Below are 20,058 nucleotides of genomic sequence, written 5' to 3'. Positions count from 1 at the left end.
CCCTGTTCATGGCTGGCTGACCTGCAGGGCGGCCTGCTGCTGCAGGACGATGCCGCGGGCATCGCGTTCCTCGCGCAGCAGGCGTTGGCCTTCGGCCAGTTGCGCCGGGGTCAGGCTCGCTTCCACCTCATGCGCCAGCTCGAAGGTCGGCGGCGTATTGCGTGGCAGGGCCAGTTGGCTGAATACATAGGCGTTGACCGGGTTGGGCTTGACCCCGCGGCCCTGGCTGAACATCTGCGCCAGAGCGAAGTCAGCGCTGAGCTGGCCGGCGCGGGCGGCGCTGAGCAGATGGTCGAGCGCCTGCTGGGCGTAAACCTCGCCGAGGTAGCCGCGCAGGTAGATCTGCCCCAGGTAGTAGTTGGCGCTGGGCTCGCTGGGTGCGGCTTTGCGCAGGTGCTCCTCGGCCTTCTTCGGCTGCTGCGGCAGCAGCTTGCCCTCGTAGTACAGGCGCCCGAGCAGCAGTTCGGCGCGCGGCAGGGCCGCCTCGCGACCCTTCTGCAGATAGCCGAGCAGGGTGTCGATATCGCCTTGTCCCGGATAGTCGTAGAGCAAACGCGCGAGGCTGACCCAGGCGGCCGGGTAGTTCGGCGCGATGGTTTCCAGCAGGTCCTGGGCGAGCTGCGGTTGCGGCTGGCCCAGCTCGGGGTCGCTGAGCACCTGGGCTACGGACTCGACCTGGTTGGGCGAGACGCTGCCGGCGCGGTAGCCCGCCAGCAGCTGATCGATCAGCGCCTGGCGATCGTCTTCGCGATTCTGCTTCTGGTACACGGTGGCCAGCTCGGCGTAGCAGGCGTCGTTGCTGGCCAGGCGTGCCTGGCAGATGCGCTCGATCTCGCCCAGATGCTGGTCGTAGGTGCCATCGGTGCGATACAGAAGAATCTGCGCCAGTTCCGCCTGCGGCAGACCCTGCTGGCGCCAGTCCTGAATACGTTGCGCGATGTTCATGGCGGGAAAGTCCTGTGGGTAGAACAGGTAGAGTTCGGTCAGCGGCAGCAGCGCGCTGGGTTCGCGCGCCTTGGCTGCGCTTTCCAGCAGTTCGGCGGCCTCGCGGCGCTCGGCCAGGGTGCTGCCGGGCTTGCGCGCCAGCAGCTTGCCCAGACGCGCCTTGGCGCGTGGCGAACCGTCCATGGCCTGGCGATAGATGCGCTCGGCCTCATCCAGGTCCTGGTTCTGGCCATTGGCGGCGTAGATGTCGGCCAGGCCGATCTGCGAGTCGCTGTAGCCCATCTCGGCGAGCTGGCGGAAGTGCCATTCGGCCGTCTGCTGATCACCGCTCTGCAGGGCTTCGCGGGCCAGGCGCTCATCCGGCAGGCCGGCACAGCCGGCCAGCGTGGCGCTGACGGCGAGGCCGAGCAGGGCGGGGCGAAGTAGAGGCATGCTCACGGCACCTTCTCCTTATCGACCTGCCGCGACGGCGCGATCAACCAGCCAGCCCAGCGACGGGCCGCGGTCGATGACCACGTCTACCGGCTGACCGGCGAGGCCGGCCGGCAGGGTGTCCTGCGGCTTGATCACTACGCGGATGTCCGAGCTCAGGCCGCCATCGTGCAGCGCGCTGCTGACGATCTCGCCGTGGCGCGCCTGGTCTTCGCCGGCCACCTTGAAGGTCACCGGGGTACCGGGGCGTGCCTGTTCCAGGTGGCGGTAGGGGAAGCTGGCGCTGACGGTGGCCACGCCGTCCTGCGGCACCAGTTCGAAGATCACGTCGCCCTTGCTGGCGAACTGACCGTCGGCCACCAACTGGCGGGCGATCTTGCAGTTGCACGGGCTGGTCAGGGTGCCCTGCATCTCGCGGGCGAACAGCGCTTCGATCTGGCTCGGCTCGAGCTGGTCGTCGCCCAGATGGCCCTTGAGCATTTCCAGCATGCTGGTGGTGAAGGTGGCGATCGGCGCGCCTTTTTCCACCACGCCATCCGGCTGTACCAGAGCTTGTACGCTGCCTTCACGCGGCATGGTCACTTGCAGCGCCGGCAGGCTGATCTGCGCCGACTGGGCGTGGGTAACGAAGTACAGGCCGTAGATCGACTTGCCGATGTAACCGAAGGCGGCCAGACCGATCACGAAGATCGCGGCGCTGAAGGTGACGGCGCGTAGGCGGCCGAACATGCCCATGCCACCGCCGGCGCCGTTCTTGCGCGCCTTGGTGAAGTTGTCGCGCTGGAGGATGTGCAGCACCTCGCCGACGTTGACCAGCTCACCGGCCAGGTGGGCGCTGATCAGGTGGCGCAGGGCGGCAGCTTCGCGTGCGCCGAGGCCGTGGAACTGGCAGCCGATGCGGTTGTGCTCCGGCTGTACCGAGTTGACCTGGAACTCGACGTCCAGACCCAGCACCAGGCTGTCGAGCTGGAACTGCAGTTGGCCGCGATGGAAGTCCCCGACCTTGTGCGAGGTCTTTTCGTTGGTGAAGCTGAAGCCGCCGGCAGAGATGTCCTGCAGGCGAGCATCGATGCGCTCGCCCTTGGCATTGGTGAAGCGCAAACGGCCTGGCAGCTTGACACGGGCGTGCTGGCGCTGGGCCTCGGACTCATGGACGACGTTGTGATTGGCGACGGAGTTCATGGTGGCTAATTCCTATTCGAGTAGGGTCATACCAGCGCCAGCAGCGCGGCGATGAAGACGGAGGCAGCAGAGAAAGTCATGGCACGCGACGACCAGCTGTTGAACCAGTTGGCGAAGCTGGACAGGCCGCGGTTGAGCTTGGTGTTCTGGCGCGTCCAGGACTGTTGGTCGAGGCGGAAGAACACGTAGATCTTCACCAGGGCCCCGACGATCTGGTTGTAATAGAGCAGCGCCGGGTAGGCCGGGCCGATGCGATGCCCGGAGAGCATCAGCAGCAGGGTCAGGATCAGCCGCGTGGTGCCGATCCACAGCAGGTAGATCAGCAGATACATCACGCTGTACTTGAGGCTGGCGATGATCGCCACGCACAGGCCTAGCAGGCAGGTCCACATCGATACGCGCTGGTCGAACAGCACCAGGGTGGTGAAGGCGCCGAGGCGGCTCATGCCCAGACGCAGGGCGCGCGAGTTCTGCCGCAGGTTGTTGCCGTACCAGCGGAACATCAGCTTGCGGCTGGCCTTGATGAAGCTCTTCTCCGGCGGGTGTTCGACCGTGTTGATGGCGGCGTCCGGCACGTAGAAGGTGTCGTAGCCCAGGCGCATCAGGCTGTACCAGCTGGACTTGTCGTCACCGGTGAGGAACTGGAAACGACCCAGGCGCCAGTGCTCGAGGTGGTCGGCTTCGACATCGCGAATGAACTCGGGGTCGGTCACCACGCTGGCGCGGAACACCGACATGCGCCCGGTCATGGTCAGCACGCGCTTGGAGAGCGCCATCGAGCACATGTTGAGGTGGCGCTGGGCGAAGCGCAGCTTGTGCCATTCGCTCATCAGGTAGCTGCCGCGTACCTCGCAGAACTCGTTGGTGGTCAGCCCGCCGACATTGGGGAAGAGCTTGAACCAGGGCACGCATTTACGGACCACTTCAGGTTCGAGCACGGTGTCGCCGTCGATCACCGCCACCACCGCATCGCGGTCCGGCATCTGCCGGGAAATGGCGCGGAAACCGTGGGCTAGGCCGTCACGTTTGCCGGTGCCGGGAATGCGCACGATGTCCAGGGTAACGTGCGCCGGCGGTTCGGCCTGAGTCCAGAGGTTCTTGATCAGCAGCTCATCGGAGAGCTCGACGATCGAGCACACCACCGTGGTCGGGTAGCCGCAGTCGATGGCTTCGCGAATCACCGAGCGGTAGACCATGGCAGTGGTTAGTGCCTCGATGCGAAAGCTGGTGACTAGCAGGAACACATGAGAGGGGTCGGCGTCCTTGCCGAGTTTTGTAACCTTGCGGCGGTACCAGGGGTACACCAGGTAAAGAAACAGGCAGCCACGCACGAAGTGCATGGCACCCATGGAATAACGCCAGATGCCGACGATGCCGATCAGCAGCAGGAAGTGTCGCGAGTCGGGATCGAACACAGACCGCGGCAGCGCCAGCGCCAGGAGCATCAGCAGGCTGAGATAGAGCATCCAGCCACTGGCTTGGTTGAGGCCGTTCTTGAGCTTGTCCATTTGCGTCTCCGCATACCTGCACGCGCTGGGCGTGCAGGTACGCTCGGGCCTTACCAGCAGATGCCTTCGGCCACGCCGTTGCTGGCGTGGGGCATGAAACCGACCAGGTCGATCACCCGCTTGCCGCTCGGCGCCTGCTCGGCCAGCTTGGCGAAACGCTCGTCGCTGTTGCCCAGGACGATGATGTCGGCCTTCGCCACCACCTCGTCCAGGTCACTGTTGAGCAGCGAGGATACGTGCGGGATCTTCGACTCGATGTAGTCCTTGTTGGCGCCGTGTACGCGGGCGTACTCGACGTTGCGGTCGTAGATGCTCAGGTCGAAACCTTTGCCAATGAGCATTTCCGCCAGTTCCACCTGTGGGCTTTCGCGCAGGTCATCGGTACCGGCCTTGAAGCTCAGGCCGAGCAGGGCGACCTTGCGCGAGTCATGGCTGGCGATGATGTCGAAGGCCTTCTGCACCTGGGCGGCGTTGCTGCGCATCAGCGAGCCGATCAGCGGAGCTTCCACGTCCAGGCTACCGGCGCGGTAGTTCAGCGCGCGCACATCCTTGGGCAGGCAGGAACCGCCGAAGGCGAAGCCGGGCTTCATGTAGTACTTGGAGAGGTTGAGCTTGTGATCCTGGCAGACCACGTCCATCACTTCGCGGCCATCGACGCCGACTGCCTTGGCGATGTTGCCGATCTCGTTGGCGAAGGTGACCTTGGCCGCGTGCCAGACGTTGCAGGTGTACTTGATCATCTCGGCGACTTCGATGTCCTTGCGGATGATCGGCGCGTCCAGCTCGCTGTAGATGCTTTCCAGCAGGTCGCCGGAGGCCTTGTCCAGCTCACCGATGACGGTCATCGGCGGGAAGTCGTAGTCCTTGATCGCGGTGCTTTCACGCAGGAACTCGGGGTTCACCGCCAGGCCGAAATCGACGCCGGCCTTCTTGCCCGAGCAGTCTTCGAGAATCGGCAGCACGACGTTCTTGGCAGTGCCCGGCAGCACGGTGCTGCGTACCACCACGGTGTGGCGCTCGTTCTTGTCGCGCATGGCCATGCCGATTTCGCGGCACACGCCTTCGATGTAGTTCAGCTCCAGATCGCCGTTCTTCTTGCTCGGCGTGCCGACGCAGATGAACGACACATCGCTCTCCAGAACGGCAGCGGCGACGTCAGTGGTGCCGCGCAGGCGGCCCTGACGCAGGCCCTGTTGCAGCAGTTCTTCCAGGCCCGGCTCGACGATGGGCGATTTGCCGTTGTTGATCAGGTCGATCTTGTTCGCGGAGATATCCACGCCAATCACGTCGTGACCGCGTGCCGACAAACAGCCAGCACAAACGGCACCTACATAACCCAAACCGAAGATACTGATTCGCATGGTATTCACCTCGTCCGTTCGATGCAGTTTCAAATACTTGCCTTTTGGCCAAAACTAGTCCGGGAACTTGCTTTTCAAATAAGAGCAAGTTCATTCAGGCATGAGTAGAGAGTGGTGCCTGAATTGGCACCGAGTGCGGGCCTTTATATATAAGGTGGCCCTTTGATGTTGTCGCTTTAACCTCGTGCGAGGCCTCTGTTTCGGTACTCTTGCAGGTTGTCTGGGTCTCCCTTTGAACTACACCAACTTTTCTCTGGGCGAAGCTGTCTGGCGGAAGTCAATCCGCTATCAGGCAGGTTAAGTTGACGGAAAGTTATGTATTGAAATGTGTTACGGGCTGTATGAGTGGCGGCACTTTCGGATAGTTCCTACCGTTCGTCCTGAAGCTGAGCCGGAGCTGAACGGCTAATTTGATCGCAATATAGTGGCAAGTTGCAAAATGCATGATGGCACTCGGCGAGTTAACTAACGCGAAACTATCCGATAACTAAGTGACGTAATAAGTTCTGCAGGAAGTGCGATCGCGCTGAAAATGTGATGTCAAGCAGGTTTTTGAGAATCAAACGCAACGACGAGGGAATTTTTGCCAGGCGCAGCGCTCGGCGCGTAGGGAGGCGACAGGTGGGATGCGGAAAAGGGAGGTAGGGTGTCGTTCAGTGCAGCGGTCGAACCCATGCAGTAACCGATGAGCGGTGCATGGGTTCGATCGGTTTGGCGATCAGTCCTGCGGTTGGTCGCGCAGGAAAACCAGGCTATCCGACTTGGAATGCTCGGCCGAGTAACGGTAGCCCTGATAGTTGAAATCCTTCAGGCCTTCGGGGTTGCTCAGGCGTTCCTTGATCACGTAGCGCGCCATCAGGCCACGGGCCTTCTTGGCATAGAAGCTGATGATCTTGTACTGGCCGTTCTTCAGGTCCTTGAACTCAGTATCGATGATGCGCGCGTTCAACGCCTTGCGCTTGACCGCGCCGAAGTATTCGTTGGATGCCAGGTTGAGCAGTACGTCGTCGCCTTGGGCGGCCAGTGCCTCGTTCAGCCAGCCACTGATGCGCTCACCCCAGAAGGCGTACAGGTCCTTGCCGCGGCCGTTGGCCAGCTTGGTGCCCATTTCCAGGCGATACGCCTGCATCAGATCCAGCGGGCGCAGCACGCCGTACAGGCCCGACAGCATGCGCAGGTGGGCCTGGGCAAAGTCGAAATCGTCTTCGGAGAAATCCTCGGCATTCAGCCCGGTGTAGACGTCACCCTTGAATGCGAGCAGTGCCTGCTTGGCGTTGGATGGGTTGAATGGTCGCTCCCAGCTGCCAAAGCGAGCGGCGTTGAGGCCGGCGAGCTTGTCCGACAGGCCCATCAGCTCGGCGATCTGCGCCGGGCTGAAGTCGCGCAGCTGCTCGATCAGCTCCTGGGCGTGGTCGAGGTGTTCGGGTTGGGTGAAGCGCGGGGTGGCGGGCGGGGTCTCGTAGTCGAGGGTCTTGGCCGGTGAAATCACCATCAGCATGTGCAAGGTCTCCAGAAAGCGTGATGGCGATTCTAGAGGCCGGGATTCGGCAAGACCACCTATCGCGGTGATTGAGAGGAACCGAGGCGCTGCTGTTGTAGGAGCGAGCTCTGCTCGCGAAGCGGTTGCCAGCAATGATCAGGGGCGAAGCGTTACCTGCACCTGAATGGCGCGACGTGCTGCAAGTGAGGGCGGTAAGCGAAGCGGGTTGAAGCAGGTAGGACTTCGGACTGTAACGGGGCGCCAGCGGCACGCCAAGCGTTATCTGTCGCCCGTGCAAATAAAACTGCATGCCAGAAAAAAAACGTTTTTCTGTCATGTGAATTGGAGTAATAAAAAAGCAAGACCGCCGAAACCTGCAGACAGGTGGCGGCCATTGGCCCTCACCTTGCTTGCCCCCTTTCGGCCCCGATCTGAAAAATCGGCGGTCTCTGTCCGGCGCAGCACCGCCCTGGTATTGCGTCGCCTGGCTACTACAAGAAGGTGACCGAGTATGGATGACCACGGACGCTCCAAGCCCACCGCTCCAACCCTCTACGCCCTCGACACCAATGTTCTGATTCACGATCCCAACGCCTTGCTCAACTTCGAAGAACACCACGTCGCCATCCCGATGACGGTGTTGGAGGAACTCGACAAGCTGAAGTCCGGCAAGCACGGCGTCGCCGCTGAATGTCGCCAGGCCATCCGCCTGATCGATCAGATTCTCGCCGGTGCCGAACCCGAGGACGTCGAGTACGGCGTACCTATCCAGCGCGGCAAGAGCGGTCCCTGCGGGCGACTGTCCATCCTCATGAGCAAAAGCGCCGCGCCGGTCACCTGGCTGCCGGAAACCCTCAACGACAACAAGATCATCAACCAGTTGGTGGAACTGAAGTCACGTAACCCCGGGCTGTCCGTGGTGCTGGTGACCAAGGACATCAACATGCGCCTGAAGGCGCGCGCCTGCGGTATCGACGCCGAGGACTACCACACCGACCAGCTGGTCGATGACGTCTCGCTGTTGTCGAAGGGCTACCACGACATGCCCGGCTCGTTCTGGGACCGCGTGAGCAAGGTCGATACCCGCCAGGACCATGGCCGCACCTGGCATCGCGTGCAGCTGATCGACAACTTGCCGGCGGTACACGTCAACGAGTTCATCCTCGATGAGCAGGGCTTCGTCGGCTGGATCAAGGCGATCAAGGGCGATGAGCTGGTGATCCTCGACATGCACCAGGAACCGCTGCTGCACCAGGAAGCCTGGGGCCTTAAACCGCGCGACATCCACCAGGCGCTGGCGCTGTTCGCACTGCTCGACCCGGACATCCACCTGGTCAATCTGTCCGGCGCCGCCGGTTCGGGCAAGACCATCCTGGCGCTGGCCGCGGCCATCGAGCAGACCATGGTCAGCAAGCGATACCGGAGGATCATCGCTACCCGCAGCGTGCAGGGGCTGGATCAGGAAATCGGCTTTCTGCCCGGCACCGAGGCGGAGAAGATGGAGCCCTGGCTCGGCGCGATTACCGACAACCTCGAGGCGCTGCACATGGAGGACGAGAGCACCCACGGCAGCGTCGACTACATCCTGCAGAAGGTGCCGCTGCAGTTCAAATCCCTCAACTACATCCGCGGGCGCAGCTTCCAGCAGAGCCTAATCCTCATCGACGAGTGTCAGAACCTCACCCCGCACCAGATGAAGACCATCATCACCCGTGCCGGCAGCGGCTCGAAGGTGGTCTGTCTGGGCAACCTGGCACAGATCGACACCCCTTACCTGTCAGCGCCGAGCTCGGGCCTGACCTACCTCACCGAACGCTTCAAGGACTTCCCGCACGGCGTGCACATCACCCTGCAAGGCGTACCGCGCTCGATCCTCGCGGAGTACGCGGAAACCCATATGTAACCCTAAAGCGGTTAAACACCGGCGCCCCTGCTCGCAAGAGCAGGGGCGTTTTAGTCTGCATCAACGAATTTCTGCAGGCCCCCGTGGGAGCGGCTTCAGCCGCGATGATCGCGGATAAATCCGCTCCTACAGAAGCGCGCATTTGGCTCCCCTCTCCCGCTTGCGGGGCGTAAGCGGAAATAGCGAAGCACTGCTTCGTCCGCTGAAGCGCCCTGAGCTCTGCGAAGGGCTGGGGCGCAGGGCGGGGGCTGGGGGAGAGGGTTCGTAGCTCGGCTGCAGTCCGGGCCGCTCGGCTGCAGGATTTCATCCGACCTACAAGAGGACTGCAAATCCTGACCTGCAGGTTTACAATCGGCCGATTCCCGCCAGGAGTTTTCCCGTGCTGACCCACCTCGATTCCCAAGGCCGCGCGCATATGGTCGATGTCACCGACAAGGCGACCACCTTCCGCGAAGCCACCGCAGAAGCGCGCGTGCGCATGCTACCCAGCACCCTGCAGATGATCGTTGCCGGTGAGCACCCCAAGGGCGACGTATTCGCCGTGGCACGTATCGCCGGCATCCAGGCCGCGAAGAAAACCAGCGACCTGATCCCCCTTTGCCACCCGCTGATGCTCACCGGGGTCAAGGTCGAGCTGCGCGCCGAAGGCGACGACTGCGTGCATATCACTGCCCGTTGCAAACTGTCCGGGCAAACCGGTGTCGAGATGGAAGCACTGACTGCCGCCAGCGTCGCCGCGCTGACCATCTATGACATGTGCAAGGCCGTGGATCGCGGCATGGTCATCGAGCAGGTGCGCCTGCTGGAAAAGCTCGGTGGCAAGAGCGGTCACTACAAGCTGGAGGAACAAGCATGATCCGCGTGCAATACTTCGCCCGCTACCGTGAAGCCCTGGGCCGTGACGATGAACAGCTCAGCGGCGACTTCGCCACCCTCGACGACGTGCGCTTGCACCTGGTGGCCCGTGGCGGCGAATGGGAAGTGCTGGGTGAGCAGAACCTGATGTGCGCGCGTAACCAGGAACTGTGCAGCCTCGACGAGCCGCTGACCGAAGGCGATGAAGTCGCCTTCTTCCCCACCGTTACCGGCGGTTGACGCAGGTACCGTAGGGTGGGCTTCAGCCCACCAATCTCTCCAAGCCGCCTGCTCTTGACCAGCGTCCTTTGCAAACGAGATCCTCATGACCATCCGCGTCCAAGCCCAACCCTTCGACCCCGGCAACGAGCTCAACGCCCTGCATGCCGCCAACCTTGGCATCGGCGCGGTGGTCACCTTCGTCGGCTATGTGCGCGATTTCAATGATGGCCGCGAAGTCGGTGGCATGTTCCTCGAGCACTTCCCCGGCATGACCGAAAAGGCTCTGGGCAAGATCGCCGATGAGGCGCGCGAGCGCTGGCCGCTGCTGGGCATCGAGATCATCCACCGCATCGGTCGCCTGGAGCCGGGAGAACCTATCGTCTTCGTCGGCACCAGCAGCGCCCACCGCCAGGCGTCGTTCGATGCCTGCAATTTCATCATGGATTACCTGAAGACCCGCGCGCCGTTCTGGAAGAAGGAAGACACCAGCCAAGGCCCGCGCTGGGTCGAAGGCCGCTGCAGCGACCAGAGCGCCGCCGAGCGTTGGCAGCGCCCGTAGGGTGCGCCGCGCGCACCGACCCTTCGCTACACCGCGCTCGAATAGACAGCGACATCATCAACATCGCTCGGTGCGCATGGCGCACCCTACGGTGCCCTGAGCTCTACGCCAGCGCCAGGTGCACCCGCAACGCAATCGGTACCAGCATCAGCAATACGCCCAAACCCAGCACGCGTACGCCCCATTCGTGCTCGCGGAAGTTGAAGCCGACGCCCAACAGCAGAAAGCCACCGATCAGCAGCATCAGCATTAGGTGATAGTGGCCCATGGCGCTTCTCCACGTTGCAGTCCTAATTACAGCTTAGTCCCACCGTCTGGCTTGGGGGCTGACCTGGGGCAATGAATGCCTGACTCGATTGGCGACAAAGGGCGTCTCGATTGGTCGCTGTCTGGCGTCAGGGCCTGCTCCATACTGTGCGCAGTCATCGTCAAGGATCGTCCATGCGCCTGTTCTCCTCACTCCTGCTCGCCGGCCTGCTGGCCGCCACGTCGCTGGCCGCTGCCGAGCGCAGTTTCACCATCCTGCACAGCAACGACTGGCAGTCGCGCCTGCTCGGTTTCGGCCCCAACAACGAATACACCCCGGCGACGGTGAACGATGACGACACCGTTGGCGGCGTCGCGCGCCTGGCAACCTTGTTGAACGAGCGCCGCGCGGCAGCCGGCGAAGAGCCTCTGCTGCTGCTCGACGGCGGCGACTTCACCATGGGTACGCTGTTTCACACCATCGCCCGCGAGATGGGCAGCGAACTGCGCCTGATGAGTGAGCTGGGCTACGACGCGGCAGTAATCGGTAACCACGAATTCGACTTCCGCCCGGCCGGGCTCGCCGCGATGGTCAGCGCCGCGCACAAGGCCAAGGGCGACGCGCTGGTGCCGCTGCTGTCGAGCAACATGAGTTTCGATCCGACCAGCAAGGCTGATGACAGCCTCCAGGCACACGCCGACGCCGGGCGCATCCTGCCGTACAAGCTGATCGAGCGCGGTGGCATCCGCTTTGGCCTGTTTGGCCTGCTCGGCAACGATGCCGTGGCCGTCAGCCCGATGATCAAGCCGCTGACCTTCGCCGACCCGGTTGCCATCGCCAGGGAAACCGTGGCCAAGCTGCGCGAGGAGGGCGCCGAGGTGGTCATCCTGCTGTCGCACATGGGCGTTACCCAGCAGGCCGATGGCAGCTGGCGCGGCGAGGAAGTGGAGCTGGTCGAGCAGGTGCCGGGCATCGATATCGTTGTCGGCGGCCACTCGCACGTGGCTCTGCCGCAGCCGGTGCTGGTCAACGGCCACACCCCGGTGGTGCAGGCCGGCTCGGAAATCCAGTACCTCGGCGAACTGCGCATGACCCTTGGCGATGACGGTGTGCCGCGTGTGCGTGACTACCGCCTGCATCCGGTCAACGACAGCATCGCCGGCGACGCTGCCATCACCGCCAAGATCGAAGACTTCAAGCAGGTAGTCAGCGAGCGCATGCTCACGCCCAAGGGCTATCGCTTCGACCAGCCGCTGGCCAAGGTCGACCAGAGCCTGGGCCGTGATTTCACCGATCAAACCCTGGCTAACCTGGTGACCGATGCGCTGCGTCATGCAGTCGATGCCGACCTGGCATTCACCGGCAATGGCACCATCCGCGATGACCTGCTCAAGGGCCGCAACGGCGTGCAGGACGTCTCCGACCTGTTTCGCATCGCCCCGCTGGGCATCGGCGAGTTCGACGACGAGCCCGGCTACCCGATGATCAAGGCCTACGTCAGCGCGCGCGAAATCAAGTCGCTGCTGGAAGTGCTGCTACTCGCCTATCAACTGCGTGACAGCCAGAGCTATTACCCCCGCGTTTCCGGCGTGCGTTTTACCTACAACCCATGGCGCGTGCCGTTCGACCGCGTCAGCCGCATCGAGATCGGTGATGCGGTCAACGGCTATCGTGATCTGGATCTCGACGACACGCGTCTCTACAGCATCGGCGCCACCAGCTACGTCGGCAGTTTCACCTGGCTGGTACCGGAGTTGACCAAGGGCCTGCTCGACGTCATCCCCAAGGACGCCGAGGGCCGCCCATTGCCGCGTATCGAAGACGCCATCGTCGACCAGGACCCGGATAAAGAAGGCGTGCAAGAACTCAAGGAATGGCAGGTGTTGCTCGACCATATCCGTAGCCTGCCGGATCTCGACGGTGACGGCCTAGCCGACATTCCCACCACCGGCGCGGCAGCCGAAGCGCGCATGATCCGCGCGCCGAGCCTGCATCCGGCCGATATGTTCCGCCTGGCCGGGCCGATGCAATGGGGCGCCAGTGCCGTGATTCTGGCCTGCGTGCTGCTGATTCTCTGGCTGCTGAGCCGCCCCCTGCGCCGCCGCCGCAGTCAGCGTTGACGACCCTAGGGGGCGCCGCGCGTACCGGGAACGACGCGCTACTCGGCCTTCAAGCTCGCACAACGCGCCCATAGTTTTCGGGCGCGCCGGCCTGAACGTCATGACTCCGTTGGCTTGGCAAGGTAGCGCACCCCAGGTTCGCCACCTTGCCAAGCCTTGCGTGCCTCCGTATGGTGCAAAGCCGCCTGATTCGGAAGCTACGCAATGATCGCTCAGCACTGCCTGCTCGGTGACCGTGCTCAACCGTCCAACCCTCGCCCGGATAAAGGCCGCGCCACTGGTGCGGTGCTCGCCTTATGAACACACTCAATCATTCGCGCCCGCTGGCGCTGTTCGGCCTGCTGCTGGCCAACCTTTGCTGGTCCGGTAACGCCCTGGTGGCGCGCGCCTTCGCCGGTGAAATCGCGCCGTTCACCCTGTCGTTCTGGCGCTGGTGTCTGGCGTTGGCATTGCTGCTGCCCTTCGTTGCCGTGCCGCTGTGGCGTCACCGCGCAGCCCTCCGTCATGCAGGCTGGCGCCTGCTGGTGCTCGGGGCGCTGGGCATCGCCGGCTACAACTCGCTGCTCTACTGCGCTGCGCAGACCACGGCGGCGATCAACATCTCGCTGGTCAACACCTGCCTGCCGCTGGTGACCTTCATCGGCGCCGGGCTATTGCTCAACGAATGGCCGGCGCGCCGTGCCTGGTGGGGCATGCTGGTGGCCGTCGCAGGGCTGGCGGTGTTGATCAGCCAGGGGCAATGGAGCCGCCTGGCCAGCCTGTCGTTCAATCAGGGTGACCTGATCATGCTGCTGGCCGTGGTCGACTGGGCGTTGTATTCGCTGCTACTGCGGCGCTGGGCGGCATATCTGCAGCCGATTCCACCGCTGGCGCTGCTGGGGGCATTCATCCTGCTCGGCGTGCCGCTGATCCTGCCGTTCTACCTCTACGAGCTGAGCCAGGGCGCGCACCTGGCGTTCAACGTCGCCAACCTCTCGGCCATCACCTACACCGCGGTGTTCGCTTCGTTGCTGGCCTACCTGGCCTGGAACCACGGTATCCGCGTGATCGGTGCGGCCAAGGCGGCGCTGACCAACTACGTCATGCCGGTATTCACCGCATTGCTGGGCTGGGTGCTGTTGAACGAGAGCCTTCAGGTCTACCACTGGCTGGGCGCCGCGATGATCTTCGGCGGCCTGCTGCTGGCCACGCGGCCAGGCAAAAGCGCCTGAAAATACCCCCGATTAGCGAAACGCTGTTCACATAAGGTCCTGCGCGCTTTGCTCCCCTCTCCCATTTATGGGAGAGGGGTTGGGGGAGAGGGCTGAAAACGCCGTAAGTCTGCCGGCCACCCCGCCAAACGCGGCTCTGGGGAGAGGATGGCAGCCGCGGTGGATCACGCTTCACCGATCCACCTTTCAGCGGCGGCGGATGAAAAAGGCGTCATCCGCCCTACGGCGATCCCCTCATTCCGGCTTCAGCATCACGAAGGCTTCACCGCCTTCGCGATCGTGCATCAGGATGAACGGCTGCCCGGCGATCATCAGCTTCACCGGCACCTTGCGCGGCACCGTGGTGCCGGCGTTGATCGCCGCGGCGCTGAGCAACTGGCGAGTCAGGCTGTCATCCTCTTGCGCCTCACTGGTCACCACGCATTCATGGCTGACCTTCACCTGAATGCTCAGGCTCTTGTCCGCATTGAAGCCGATGGTGGCGAAGCCCATGTCGGTCATCTCGGTAACGCCATGCTGCCGCGCCACGCGATGCGCCTCGGCAAAGCTCGGCGCCGTCTGCAGGCAGATATCGCGAAAGGCCTGCACCACGGGCGAAGTGACCGGCACCGGTGGCTGCGAACCCAGATTGGCGCAAGCGCCGAGAAGGCCAAGGCTGACAAGCAAGGCGAACTGTTTCATCACATCATTCCTTAGTGACGGTTGTTCAGGGTTGCTGGCAAAGATCATGCCCCAGCAACTGCGAAGCCAACCCTTTGGCAAGATAGGTTTCAACCACGCGGCCATCGCTGCATTCGGTCTTGTGGCCGATAGCGAAACCGATGGAAAGCACAACGAATAGCGCCAGGCCGATATTCTGGATGGGCGTCATGACAGGGCTCGCTGGGTAAACAATGGGGCAGGATGAAGATGCGGGCAGGGGATGGCAAGTGCCAATGCTCCGCTCTGGATTTGTCCGCGCGGCGAGCCAATACTGGCAACCACCGAAACCGGCAAGGGACTGTGCAATGAAGAAGCTGATCATCATTCTGCTGCTGGGCGCCGCCTTCTGGCAGTTCTACCTGAGCAAGCCTGGCAGCCCGATCATCAGCAATATCGCCAGCGATGGCTCGGTGATGGACAACCCTGTGGTCACTCAGCCCGGCTCGTCCAGCTTCTCGCTGGACAGCCTGCGTCCTTCACCCTCGATCAGCCAACCCGCAACCCAGGTCGCCAGCAAGCAATATCGCTGCGATGGCCGCACCCACTGCTCGCAGATGACCTCCTGCGACGAAGCCACCTTCTTCCTGCGCAACTGCCCCGGCACCAAGATGGACGGCGACAACGATGGCGTGCCCTGTGAAGGGCAATGGTGCGGGCGTTAAGGCAGGGTGATCGACATACCACTCAGCGCAACCTGGGCGACAAGCATCCAGGCAACCGCGCTGAGGATACCCAACACGCTGTAGCCGACGACGATGCCAATCGCGATCTGCTTCCACAGCCCTGCATGGCGGTTGGGTTCGTTGCGGTAATGCGTCGGCATATCACGCTCCGCTCGCAGATCGTCGAAGTCGTCTCTTGCTCTCAAGGTGCTCTCCTGGTTCATGGGCCAGCGCGCGACGGCGCTGCAGCCTGCTGGAGGCGGATTTTCCGGCATCGCCCGACACCCCCGCAAGCACCGTCCGAGCAGTTGAGAGGTCAGCCGCAGGCTCAGAAACGAGCGATTCAGCGAGTCGCCACCTGCGAAGCCTAACCGCTTGATAAAACGTAAATTTATCGATGATCTGGGGTTGACAGCGATAGGCGAGACGCGGACAATGCGCGCCGTTGGCTACATAGCTCAGTTGGTTAGAGCGCAGCATTCATAATGCTGATGTCCCAGGTTCAAGTCCCGGTGTAGCCACCATATCCTTGTTTCTAGCTGTCTACAGCAGTCTACGAAACTCCCCAAGAAGCCCGCCTTGTGCGGGCTTTCTTGTCTCTGGCTGTATCTACTTATCTACCCCTAGCCCTTCCCGCCGTGTATGCCCCTGTGTATGCTTCGACAAAAGTTGAACTCGAGGCATACACACCATGAAGCGTTCGGAGATCAAGCGCCGCCCCCTGGCAGATACCACGCTGGCCAGCCTCGAGTCGGAGGCAGTTGCCTACCGCGAATTGGACAGTGCCGGCCTGTATTTCAGGGTGAAGCCCAACGGCGGCAAGTCCTGGGAGCTGCGCTACAAGAAACCGGACGGCAAATGGTCATGGCTGGGGTTGGGTGGTTACCCGGAAGTCAGCGGCGCCCTCGCCCGACAGAAGGCCGCTGAGCTGAAAGCCGATGCGTCTGCCGGGCGCAACCCCCTTGCCAGCAAGCAAGCGCGTAAAGCCGAGGCACTGGCGACTGCCAACAACACGTTCGAGCACCTGGCCCGGGAGTGGCACACCTCGCGCCTTGGTGGATGGGACAGCGGAACCGCTGCGAGGGTGATGGGGGCGCTTGAGCGCCATGTGTTCCCCACCTTCGGCAAGCGCCCTTACACAGAGATCCTGTCCATGGAGTGGATGGAGCTGCTGCGCGGCATGGAGCAGCAGGGCATCCTCGAGCAGATGAGCCGGGTGCGTGCCTACTGCAAGGACGTGTACGACCTGGCCAGGGTTACCGGCCGGGCCGTGAACAATCCGCTTGAGGGCATACACAAGTTCCTTTCCTCCGGCAAAGCCGAGAACTATGCCCACGTCTCCCGGGACGAACTGCCCGCCCTGCTCCGGGCAATTCAGTCCTACCCACACGCCAAGGATGTGCAAATAGGTTTGCGCCTGCTACGCCCTGCTTCGTGGTGGCCAAATATATGGTGAGTTCTACGCGAGGATGGATTGATCCAGGCTGGTCAGGGGCCTGCAGCGGAGTGAAAAGCATGCCCGCTCGTCGGCTTTTTACACCGCCCAAAATCAGCTCCAGAAGCGAATACGCAAGCTACGAAAAGAGGCTGACTGAAACTCAGCAGCCGGAGCCATGTATGCCAGCCTGTATGCCTTAAAAAACAAATACCGTCAAAATCAATACAAAACAGTACCTTAGCTAACCAGTTCAAATGACGGTGTACCACCATATTTATCAAAGGGTTAGCTTCGGCTAGCCCTTTGTCGTTTCTGGGGTAGTGACTACGAAGTGACTACACCTTGTCTACAGCGGCAGATCCTGGCTAGTTGCTCCAGGGATCTACCAGGGCAACGCCCAGCGTTTCGAAGTGGCGAATATTGCGGGTTGCGATCACGGCATCATGTAGCCGACCAATTGCAGCTATCTGCGCATCGGCCATATCAACCACCCGTCCTTTAGCCTCGGTTTCTGCGGCTATCTCGGCGTAGTGCACAGCGGCATCCGCATCGAAGGGCAAGATATTGCCCGCGAAGTCTTCATCGAACATGACCGAGGCCACATCGAGCAGTCCTTGCTTGCGCTTCCCGTCCGGCATCCGGGCAATGCCATAGAGAATTTCCGCAACGGTGATCGAGGTGATTACCAGATCCCCGGCAGGCTGAGCATCAACCCACTCCAGAACTTGGGGCGAAGGCTTGGCACGCATCAGTTCCGACAGCACGTTGGTATCAAGCAGGATCATTCATCGAAGCTCGCGGCACGGGCTTTGGTTTTGCGCTCTGGCAATTCAAGATCAGCCCCACCGACAGCGGCAAAGCGGGAGTGAATACGACTGCCCAAGCCGCCACGCTTTTCTTGACGTGACAGAGCCTGCCGAATGATGAACCGGACTTCTTCTTCCATCGAGCGACCATGGCTAGCCGCAACAATGCGGAGCTGAGCTTTCAGATCGTCGTCGAGGTTTCGAATAGTGATAGCGGCCATGACTACCTCCTGTGGATTCAATGCAATCATTGATAGCATATATGCACGCAAGTTACACGCATACTACGGCATGACCGCTCTGGTTGAGAGGGGATAGCCGAAGCGCCGGCTCCAGATGATCAGGCGACAGATGTGCATAGCGCATGGTCATCGTGATGGTGGAGTGCCCGAGGATGAGTTGCAAACCCAGGATGTCACCACCGCCCATCATGTAATGGCTGGCGAAGGTGTGCCGGAGGATGTGAGTCATCTGGCCAGGAGTGTGGAAGCCGCAACGTTGGTAAGCAGATCGAAACGCAGATCGGCAGGGCATGAACAGTCGACCATTCCCCGGCATACCCACCTTTAACGCAATCTCTTCGACCTCTTTGGGGGGCGGCACCGAACGGGACTGGCGGTTTTTGGTCCGGTGAAAGTGGGCCTTACCGCCGAACAGGGCACCGCGTGGCAGGGATTCCGCTTCATCCCATCGGGCGCCAGTGGCCAAGCAGATCAACGTAACCGGATAGGTATGGTTGTTGGTCGAGCGCTTGCACTCTTCCAGCAGTTGTTCGACCTGTTGCAGGGTCAGAAACGTCAGCTCGGTCTGATCGGTTTTGATCTGGCGAACCTTGGCCAGCGGGTTGTTGCCGACCCAGGCACACAGTTGCTGGTAACAAAATCAGCAATCCGCCCGGGGTCAAATTTCAATCGGCAGGGTGGGTCAATTTTCCATCAGCGCCAACAGCCCTTGGAACGAAGCTGGCTCAATACCGCTTCGCGTGAAGGTAGTGGGCGTTCCACATCGGCAGGCGTGACCTGAAAGCCTGCCAAGCGCAGGCTGGCGATGTAGTTGGAACGACGCACCTTGGCGAAGTAGGCCTTTTTGATCTGCAAAGATGGGTGCCGCATGACGCTACCTCTATCGACGGTGACAATCGCTTCAGCAATCAGGCGAACGCCAGTTTGCCAACCTGTTTGAGGTCTACGTGCTGACGGGCGATCCACAGATCATAAGCGTCCTGCATGGCCAGCCAGCTTTCCGACGAACGCCCCAGTGCTACTGACAGGCGCAGGGCCATTTCCGGCGTTACACGGCTGCTGCCTTTGAGTACACGACTCAGTGTCGAGGGTGCTACGCCTAGCTTCTCGGCCAACTCACGGCCGCTAATGCCGTTGGGCTCCAGGTAGATATCGGTGATGAACTCACCGGGATGGGGGGCATGTTCATCAGTGGTAATCCTCATAGTCCAGGGCATGAGCGTTTCCGTCGCGAAGCTCGAACGTCAGCCGCCAGTGGCCGTTCACTGTGAAAGAACTGATGAAAATCCTTCACCCCTAGCCTTCAGGCCACGTCCGCCAGCAAACTTTCATAGGGGATACGCAGGCCGTCATGCAGGCGTCTGATCATCGCCAGGCTCAATTTTCGCTTGCGGTTCAATACTTCGGAAACTCTGCCACTGGAGCCAATGAACGGCTCGAGGTCGCGCGGCGTCAAGCCTTGCTGATCCATACGAAATTTGATGGCTTCGATAGGGTCGGACGGCGGCATCGGGGCGTGCTCGTCTTCGTATTTGCTCACAAGTAGAGCCAGCACTTCGAGTTCATCACCTTCAGGCGTACCAATCTCTGCGCCCCACAGCTCGTCAATGCGCGCCATCGACGCTGTGTAGTCTTGCTCGTTGCGAATGGGCTTGATGTTCATCAGACAGTCTCCGCGTCAACTTGGTCGTACTGGGCATGAGTGCCAACGAAGCGCACCTTGGCCAATTGTCGTTGATAGTCGATGGCGAGAATTATCCGGTACTTGTCTCCCGCAATGTTGAACACCACTCGACTCCCCTTGAGAATGCTGGCTGTGTGCAATTCGGCCTTCAGCTCCTGTGGCGTGCGGTATGTAGCCTTCTCCATATGCCTGTACCACTCGACCATGGGTGACTGAGCATCGGCATAAGCAGGGCTGCTCTCCCAGAATGTTCTGAGTGCCCCTCTCGAAATGACATGCACTAGCTTTCTCCCGTTTTGGGAGATGTTGGGTTCTTCGCGCTGCAAGGGCAAGTCCCGTAAAACTCAGGCGCGACGGCCGGTGGGCTTCGTTGCTGGTGCATGAGTGCTTCACGCAGCATCTGCCGCATTTCCTCTGCCATCGAGCGCCCATTGCAGGCTGCTTGGGCGCGCAAGCGTTGCTTTAGGTCGTCGTCCAGGCGGATGGTCAGGTTAGCCAT

At 61.7% G+C, this 20,058-nt stretch carries 23 protein-coding genes, 1 tRNA gene and 2 pseudogenes; 9 read left to right on the top strand and 17 right to left on the bottom strand.

Annotated features, from left to right (window positions below; translation table 11 throughout):
- Window positions 1-6: 6 nt before the first annotated feature.
- From algK to yaaA, 5 genes are all read right to left on the bottom strand, one after another.
- Window positions 7-1,383, bottom strand: coding sequence for an alginate biosynthesis TPR repeat lipoprotein AlgK (gene algK, locus ACNFCJ_RS09695; RefSeq protein WP_416771024.1), 1,377 nt, complete (start codon window positions 1,381-1,383; stop codon window positions 7-9).
- Window positions 1,384-1,395: 12 nt separating this feature from the next.
- Complete coding sequence (locus tag ACNFCJ_RS09690; protein WP_416771023.1) at window positions 1,396-2,559, bottom strand: PilZ domain-containing protein; 1,164 nt, start codon at window positions 2,557-2,559, stop codon at window positions 1,396-1,398.
- Window positions 2,560-2,585: 26 nt separating this feature from the next.
- A complete protein-coding gene (gene alg8, locus ACNFCJ_RS09685; RefSeq protein WP_416771022.1) occupies window positions 2,586-4,067 on the bottom strand; it encodes a mannuronan synthase in 1,482 nt (493 codons plus the stop codon).
- A 50-nt stretch (window positions 4,068-4,117) separates the two neighbouring features.
- A complete protein-coding gene (algD, locus tag ACNFCJ_RS09680) occupies window positions 4,118-5,428 on the bottom strand; it encodes a GDP-mannose 6-dehydrogenase (RefSeq protein WP_416771021.1) in 1,311 nt (436 codons plus the stop codon).
- Between the two features lie 718 nt (window positions 5,429-6,146).
- A complete protein-coding gene (gene yaaA / locus ACNFCJ_RS09675) occupies window positions 6,147-6,926 on the bottom strand; it encodes a peroxide stress protein YaaA (protein WP_013714222.1) in 780 nt (259 codons plus the stop codon).
- Window positions 6,927-7,419: 493 nt separating this feature from the next.
- Here yaaA and ACNFCJ_RS09670 point away from each other — a divergent pair, with 493 nt between their 5' ends.
- From ACNFCJ_RS09670 to moaE, 4 genes are all read left to right on the top strand, one after another.
- On the top strand, window positions 7,420-8,811 hold the full coding sequence (locus ACNFCJ_RS09670) for a PhoH family protein (protein WP_416771019.1): 1,392 nt from the start codon (window positions 7,420-7,422) through the stop codon (window positions 8,809-8,811).
- Between the two features lie 379 nt (window positions 8,812-9,190).
- The gene (gene moaC / locus ACNFCJ_RS09665) at window positions 9,191-9,667 is read left to right on the top strand and encodes a cyclic pyranopterin monophosphate synthase MoaC (RefSeq protein ID WP_416771018.1); all 477 of its coding nucleotides are present in this window, start codon (window positions 9,191-9,193) and stop codon (window positions 9,665-9,667) included.
- Window positions 9,664-9,906 (top strand): MoaD/ThiS family protein, encoded by a 243-nt coding sequence (locus ACNFCJ_RS09660; protein ID WP_099522377.1) that lies wholly within the window; start codon window positions 9,664-9,666, stop codon window positions 9,904-9,906. Before moaC ends, ACNFCJ_RS09660 begins: the two co-directional genes overlap by 4 nt.
- 85 nt (window positions 9,907-9,991) lie before the next feature.
- Window positions 9,992-10,447 carry a molybdopterin synthase catalytic subunit MoaE gene (gene moaE, locus ACNFCJ_RS09655; protein WP_416771017.1) on the top strand — a complete coding sequence of 152 codons (456 nt, stop codon included), beginning with the start codon at window positions 9,992-9,994 and terminating at the stop codon, window positions 10,445-10,447.
- Window positions 10,448-10,550: 103 nt separating this feature from the next.
- Here moaE and ACNFCJ_RS09650 read toward each other — a convergent pair whose 3' ends face one another.
- On the bottom strand, window positions 10,551-10,715 hold the full coding sequence (locus ACNFCJ_RS09650; protein WP_416771016.1) for a hypothetical protein: 165 nt from the start codon (window positions 10,713-10,715) through the stop codon (window positions 10,551-10,553).
- Window positions 10,716-10,888: 173 nt separating this feature from the next.
- Here ACNFCJ_RS09650 and ACNFCJ_RS09645 point away from each other — a divergent pair, with 173 nt between their 5' ends.
- Together ACNFCJ_RS09645 and ACNFCJ_RS09640 are read left to right on the top strand one after the other, a co-directional pair.
- Window positions 10,889-12,814: a bifunctional metallophosphatase/5'-nucleotidase gene (locus tag ACNFCJ_RS09645; protein WP_416771014.1), complete on the top strand. Its 1,926-nt coding sequence runs from the start codon at window positions 10,889-10,891 to the stop codon at window positions 12,812-12,814.
- A 296-nt stretch (window positions 12,815-13,110) separates the two neighbouring features.
- Window positions 13,111-14,025, top strand: coding sequence for a DMT family transporter (locus tag ACNFCJ_RS09640; RefSeq protein ID WP_316913742.1), 915 nt, complete (start codon window positions 13,111-13,113; stop codon window positions 14,023-14,025).
- Between the two features lie 234 nt (window positions 14,026-14,259).
- On the opposite strand, the gene ACNFCJ_RS09635 is transcribed toward ACNFCJ_RS09640, so the two are convergent.
- Together ACNFCJ_RS09635 and ACNFCJ_RS09630 are read right to left on the bottom strand one after the other, a co-directional pair.
- Entirely contained in the window at window positions 14,260-14,706 is a 447-nt protein-coding gene (locus tag ACNFCJ_RS09635) for a hypothetical protein (protein WP_416771012.1), read from the bottom strand.
- Between the two features lie 25 nt (window positions 14,707-14,731).
- On the bottom strand, window positions 14,732-14,896 hold the full coding sequence (locus ACNFCJ_RS09630; protein ID WP_178096055.1) for a hypothetical protein: 165 nt from the start codon (window positions 14,894-14,896) through the stop codon (window positions 14,732-14,734).
- A 136-nt stretch (window positions 14,897-15,032) separates the two neighbouring features.
- Here ACNFCJ_RS09630 and ACNFCJ_RS09625 point away from each other — a divergent pair, with 136 nt between their 5' ends.
- A complete protein-coding gene (locus ACNFCJ_RS09625) occupies window positions 15,033-15,389 on the top strand; it encodes an excalibur calcium-binding domain-containing protein (RefSeq protein ID WP_125835909.1) in 357 nt (118 codons plus the stop codon).
- Here the strand turns inward: ACNFCJ_RS09625 and ACNFCJ_RS09620 are convergent.
- Window positions 15,386-15,613, bottom strand: coding sequence for a hypothetical protein (locus tag ACNFCJ_RS09620; protein ID WP_143506860.1), 228 nt, complete (start codon window positions 15,611-15,613; stop codon window positions 15,386-15,388). The two genes, ACNFCJ_RS09625 and ACNFCJ_RS09620, sit on opposite strands and share 4 nt — an antisense overlap.
- A gap of 223 nt (window positions 15,614-15,836) precedes the next feature.
- On the opposite strand from ACNFCJ_RS09620, the gene ACNFCJ_RS09615 reads away from it, so the two are divergent.
- Window positions 15,837-15,913: transfer RNA gene (locus ACNFCJ_RS09615), tRNA-Met, on the top strand.
- Window positions 15,914-16,080: 167 nt separating this feature from the next.
- A pseudogene (locus tag ACNFCJ_RS09610) lies at window positions 16,081-16,812 on the top strand (tyrosine-type recombinase/integrase); the annotation flags it as partial.
- Between the two features lie 380 nt (window positions 16,813-17,192).
- On the opposite strand, the gene ACNFCJ_RS09605 reads toward ACNFCJ_RS09610, so the two are convergent.
- From ACNFCJ_RS09605 to ACNFCJ_RS09570, 8 genes and pseudogenes are all read right to left on the bottom strand, one after another.
- Window positions 17,193-17,612: a type II toxin-antitoxin system VapC family toxin gene (locus tag ACNFCJ_RS09605; RefSeq protein ID WP_017361255.1), complete on the bottom strand. Its 420-nt coding sequence runs from the start codon at window positions 17,610-17,612 to the stop codon at window positions 17,193-17,195.
- Window positions 17,609-17,854, bottom strand: a complete 246-nt coding sequence (locus ACNFCJ_RS09600; protein WP_011921115.1) for a FitA-like ribbon-helix-helix domain-containing protein — start codon at window positions 17,852-17,854, stop codon at window positions 17,609-17,611. Before ACNFCJ_RS09600 ends, ACNFCJ_RS09605 begins: the two co-directional genes overlap by 4 nt.
- Window positions 17,855-17,906: 52 nt before the next feature.
- Window positions 17,907-18,503 (bottom strand): annotated as a pseudogene (locus ACNFCJ_RS09595) (tyrosine-type recombinase/integrase); the annotation flags it as partial.
- 65 nt (window positions 18,504-18,568) lie between these two features.
- Window positions 18,569-18,745, bottom strand: a complete 177-nt coding sequence (locus ACNFCJ_RS09590) for a YhfG family protein (RefSeq protein ID WP_416771010.1) — start codon at window positions 18,743-18,745, stop codon at window positions 18,569-18,571.
- 38 nt (window positions 18,746-18,783) lie between these two features.
- On the bottom strand, window positions 18,784-19,092 hold the full coding sequence (locus tag ACNFCJ_RS09585; RefSeq protein WP_416771009.1) for a HigA family addiction module antitoxin: 309 nt from the start codon (window positions 19,090-19,092) through the stop codon (window positions 18,784-18,786).
- Between the two features lie 86 nt (window positions 19,093-19,178).
- Window positions 19,179-19,538, bottom strand: a complete 360-nt coding sequence (locus ACNFCJ_RS09580) for a helix-turn-helix domain-containing protein (protein ID WP_003459491.1) — start codon at window positions 19,536-19,538, stop codon at window positions 19,179-19,181.
- Window positions 19,538-19,840 carry a type II toxin-antitoxin system HigB family toxin gene (locus ACNFCJ_RS09575; RefSeq protein ID WP_416771058.1) on the bottom strand — a complete coding sequence of 101 codons (303 nt, stop codon included), beginning with the start codon at window positions 19,838-19,840 and terminating at the stop codon, window positions 19,538-19,540. Before ACNFCJ_RS09575 ends, ACNFCJ_RS09580 begins: the two co-directional genes overlap by 1 nt.
- On the bottom strand, window positions 19,840-20,058 hold the full coding sequence (locus ACNFCJ_RS09570) for a FitA-like ribbon-helix-helix domain-containing protein (protein ID WP_416771007.1): 219 nt from the start codon (window positions 20,056-20,058) through the stop codon (window positions 19,840-19,842). The genes ACNFCJ_RS09575 and ACNFCJ_RS09570 overlap by 1 nt, the downstream gene beginning before the upstream one ends.

It is taken from the genome of Pseudomonas sp. NY15364 (assembly GCF_048068235.1).
Classification (GTDB): Bacteria; Pseudomonadota; Gammaproteobacteria; order Pseudomonadales; family Pseudomonadaceae; genus Aquipseudomonas; species Aquipseudomonas mendocina_D.
Note: the sequence above shows the minus strand (reverse complement) of the source record. Positions and strands in the feature narration are given on the sequence as shown.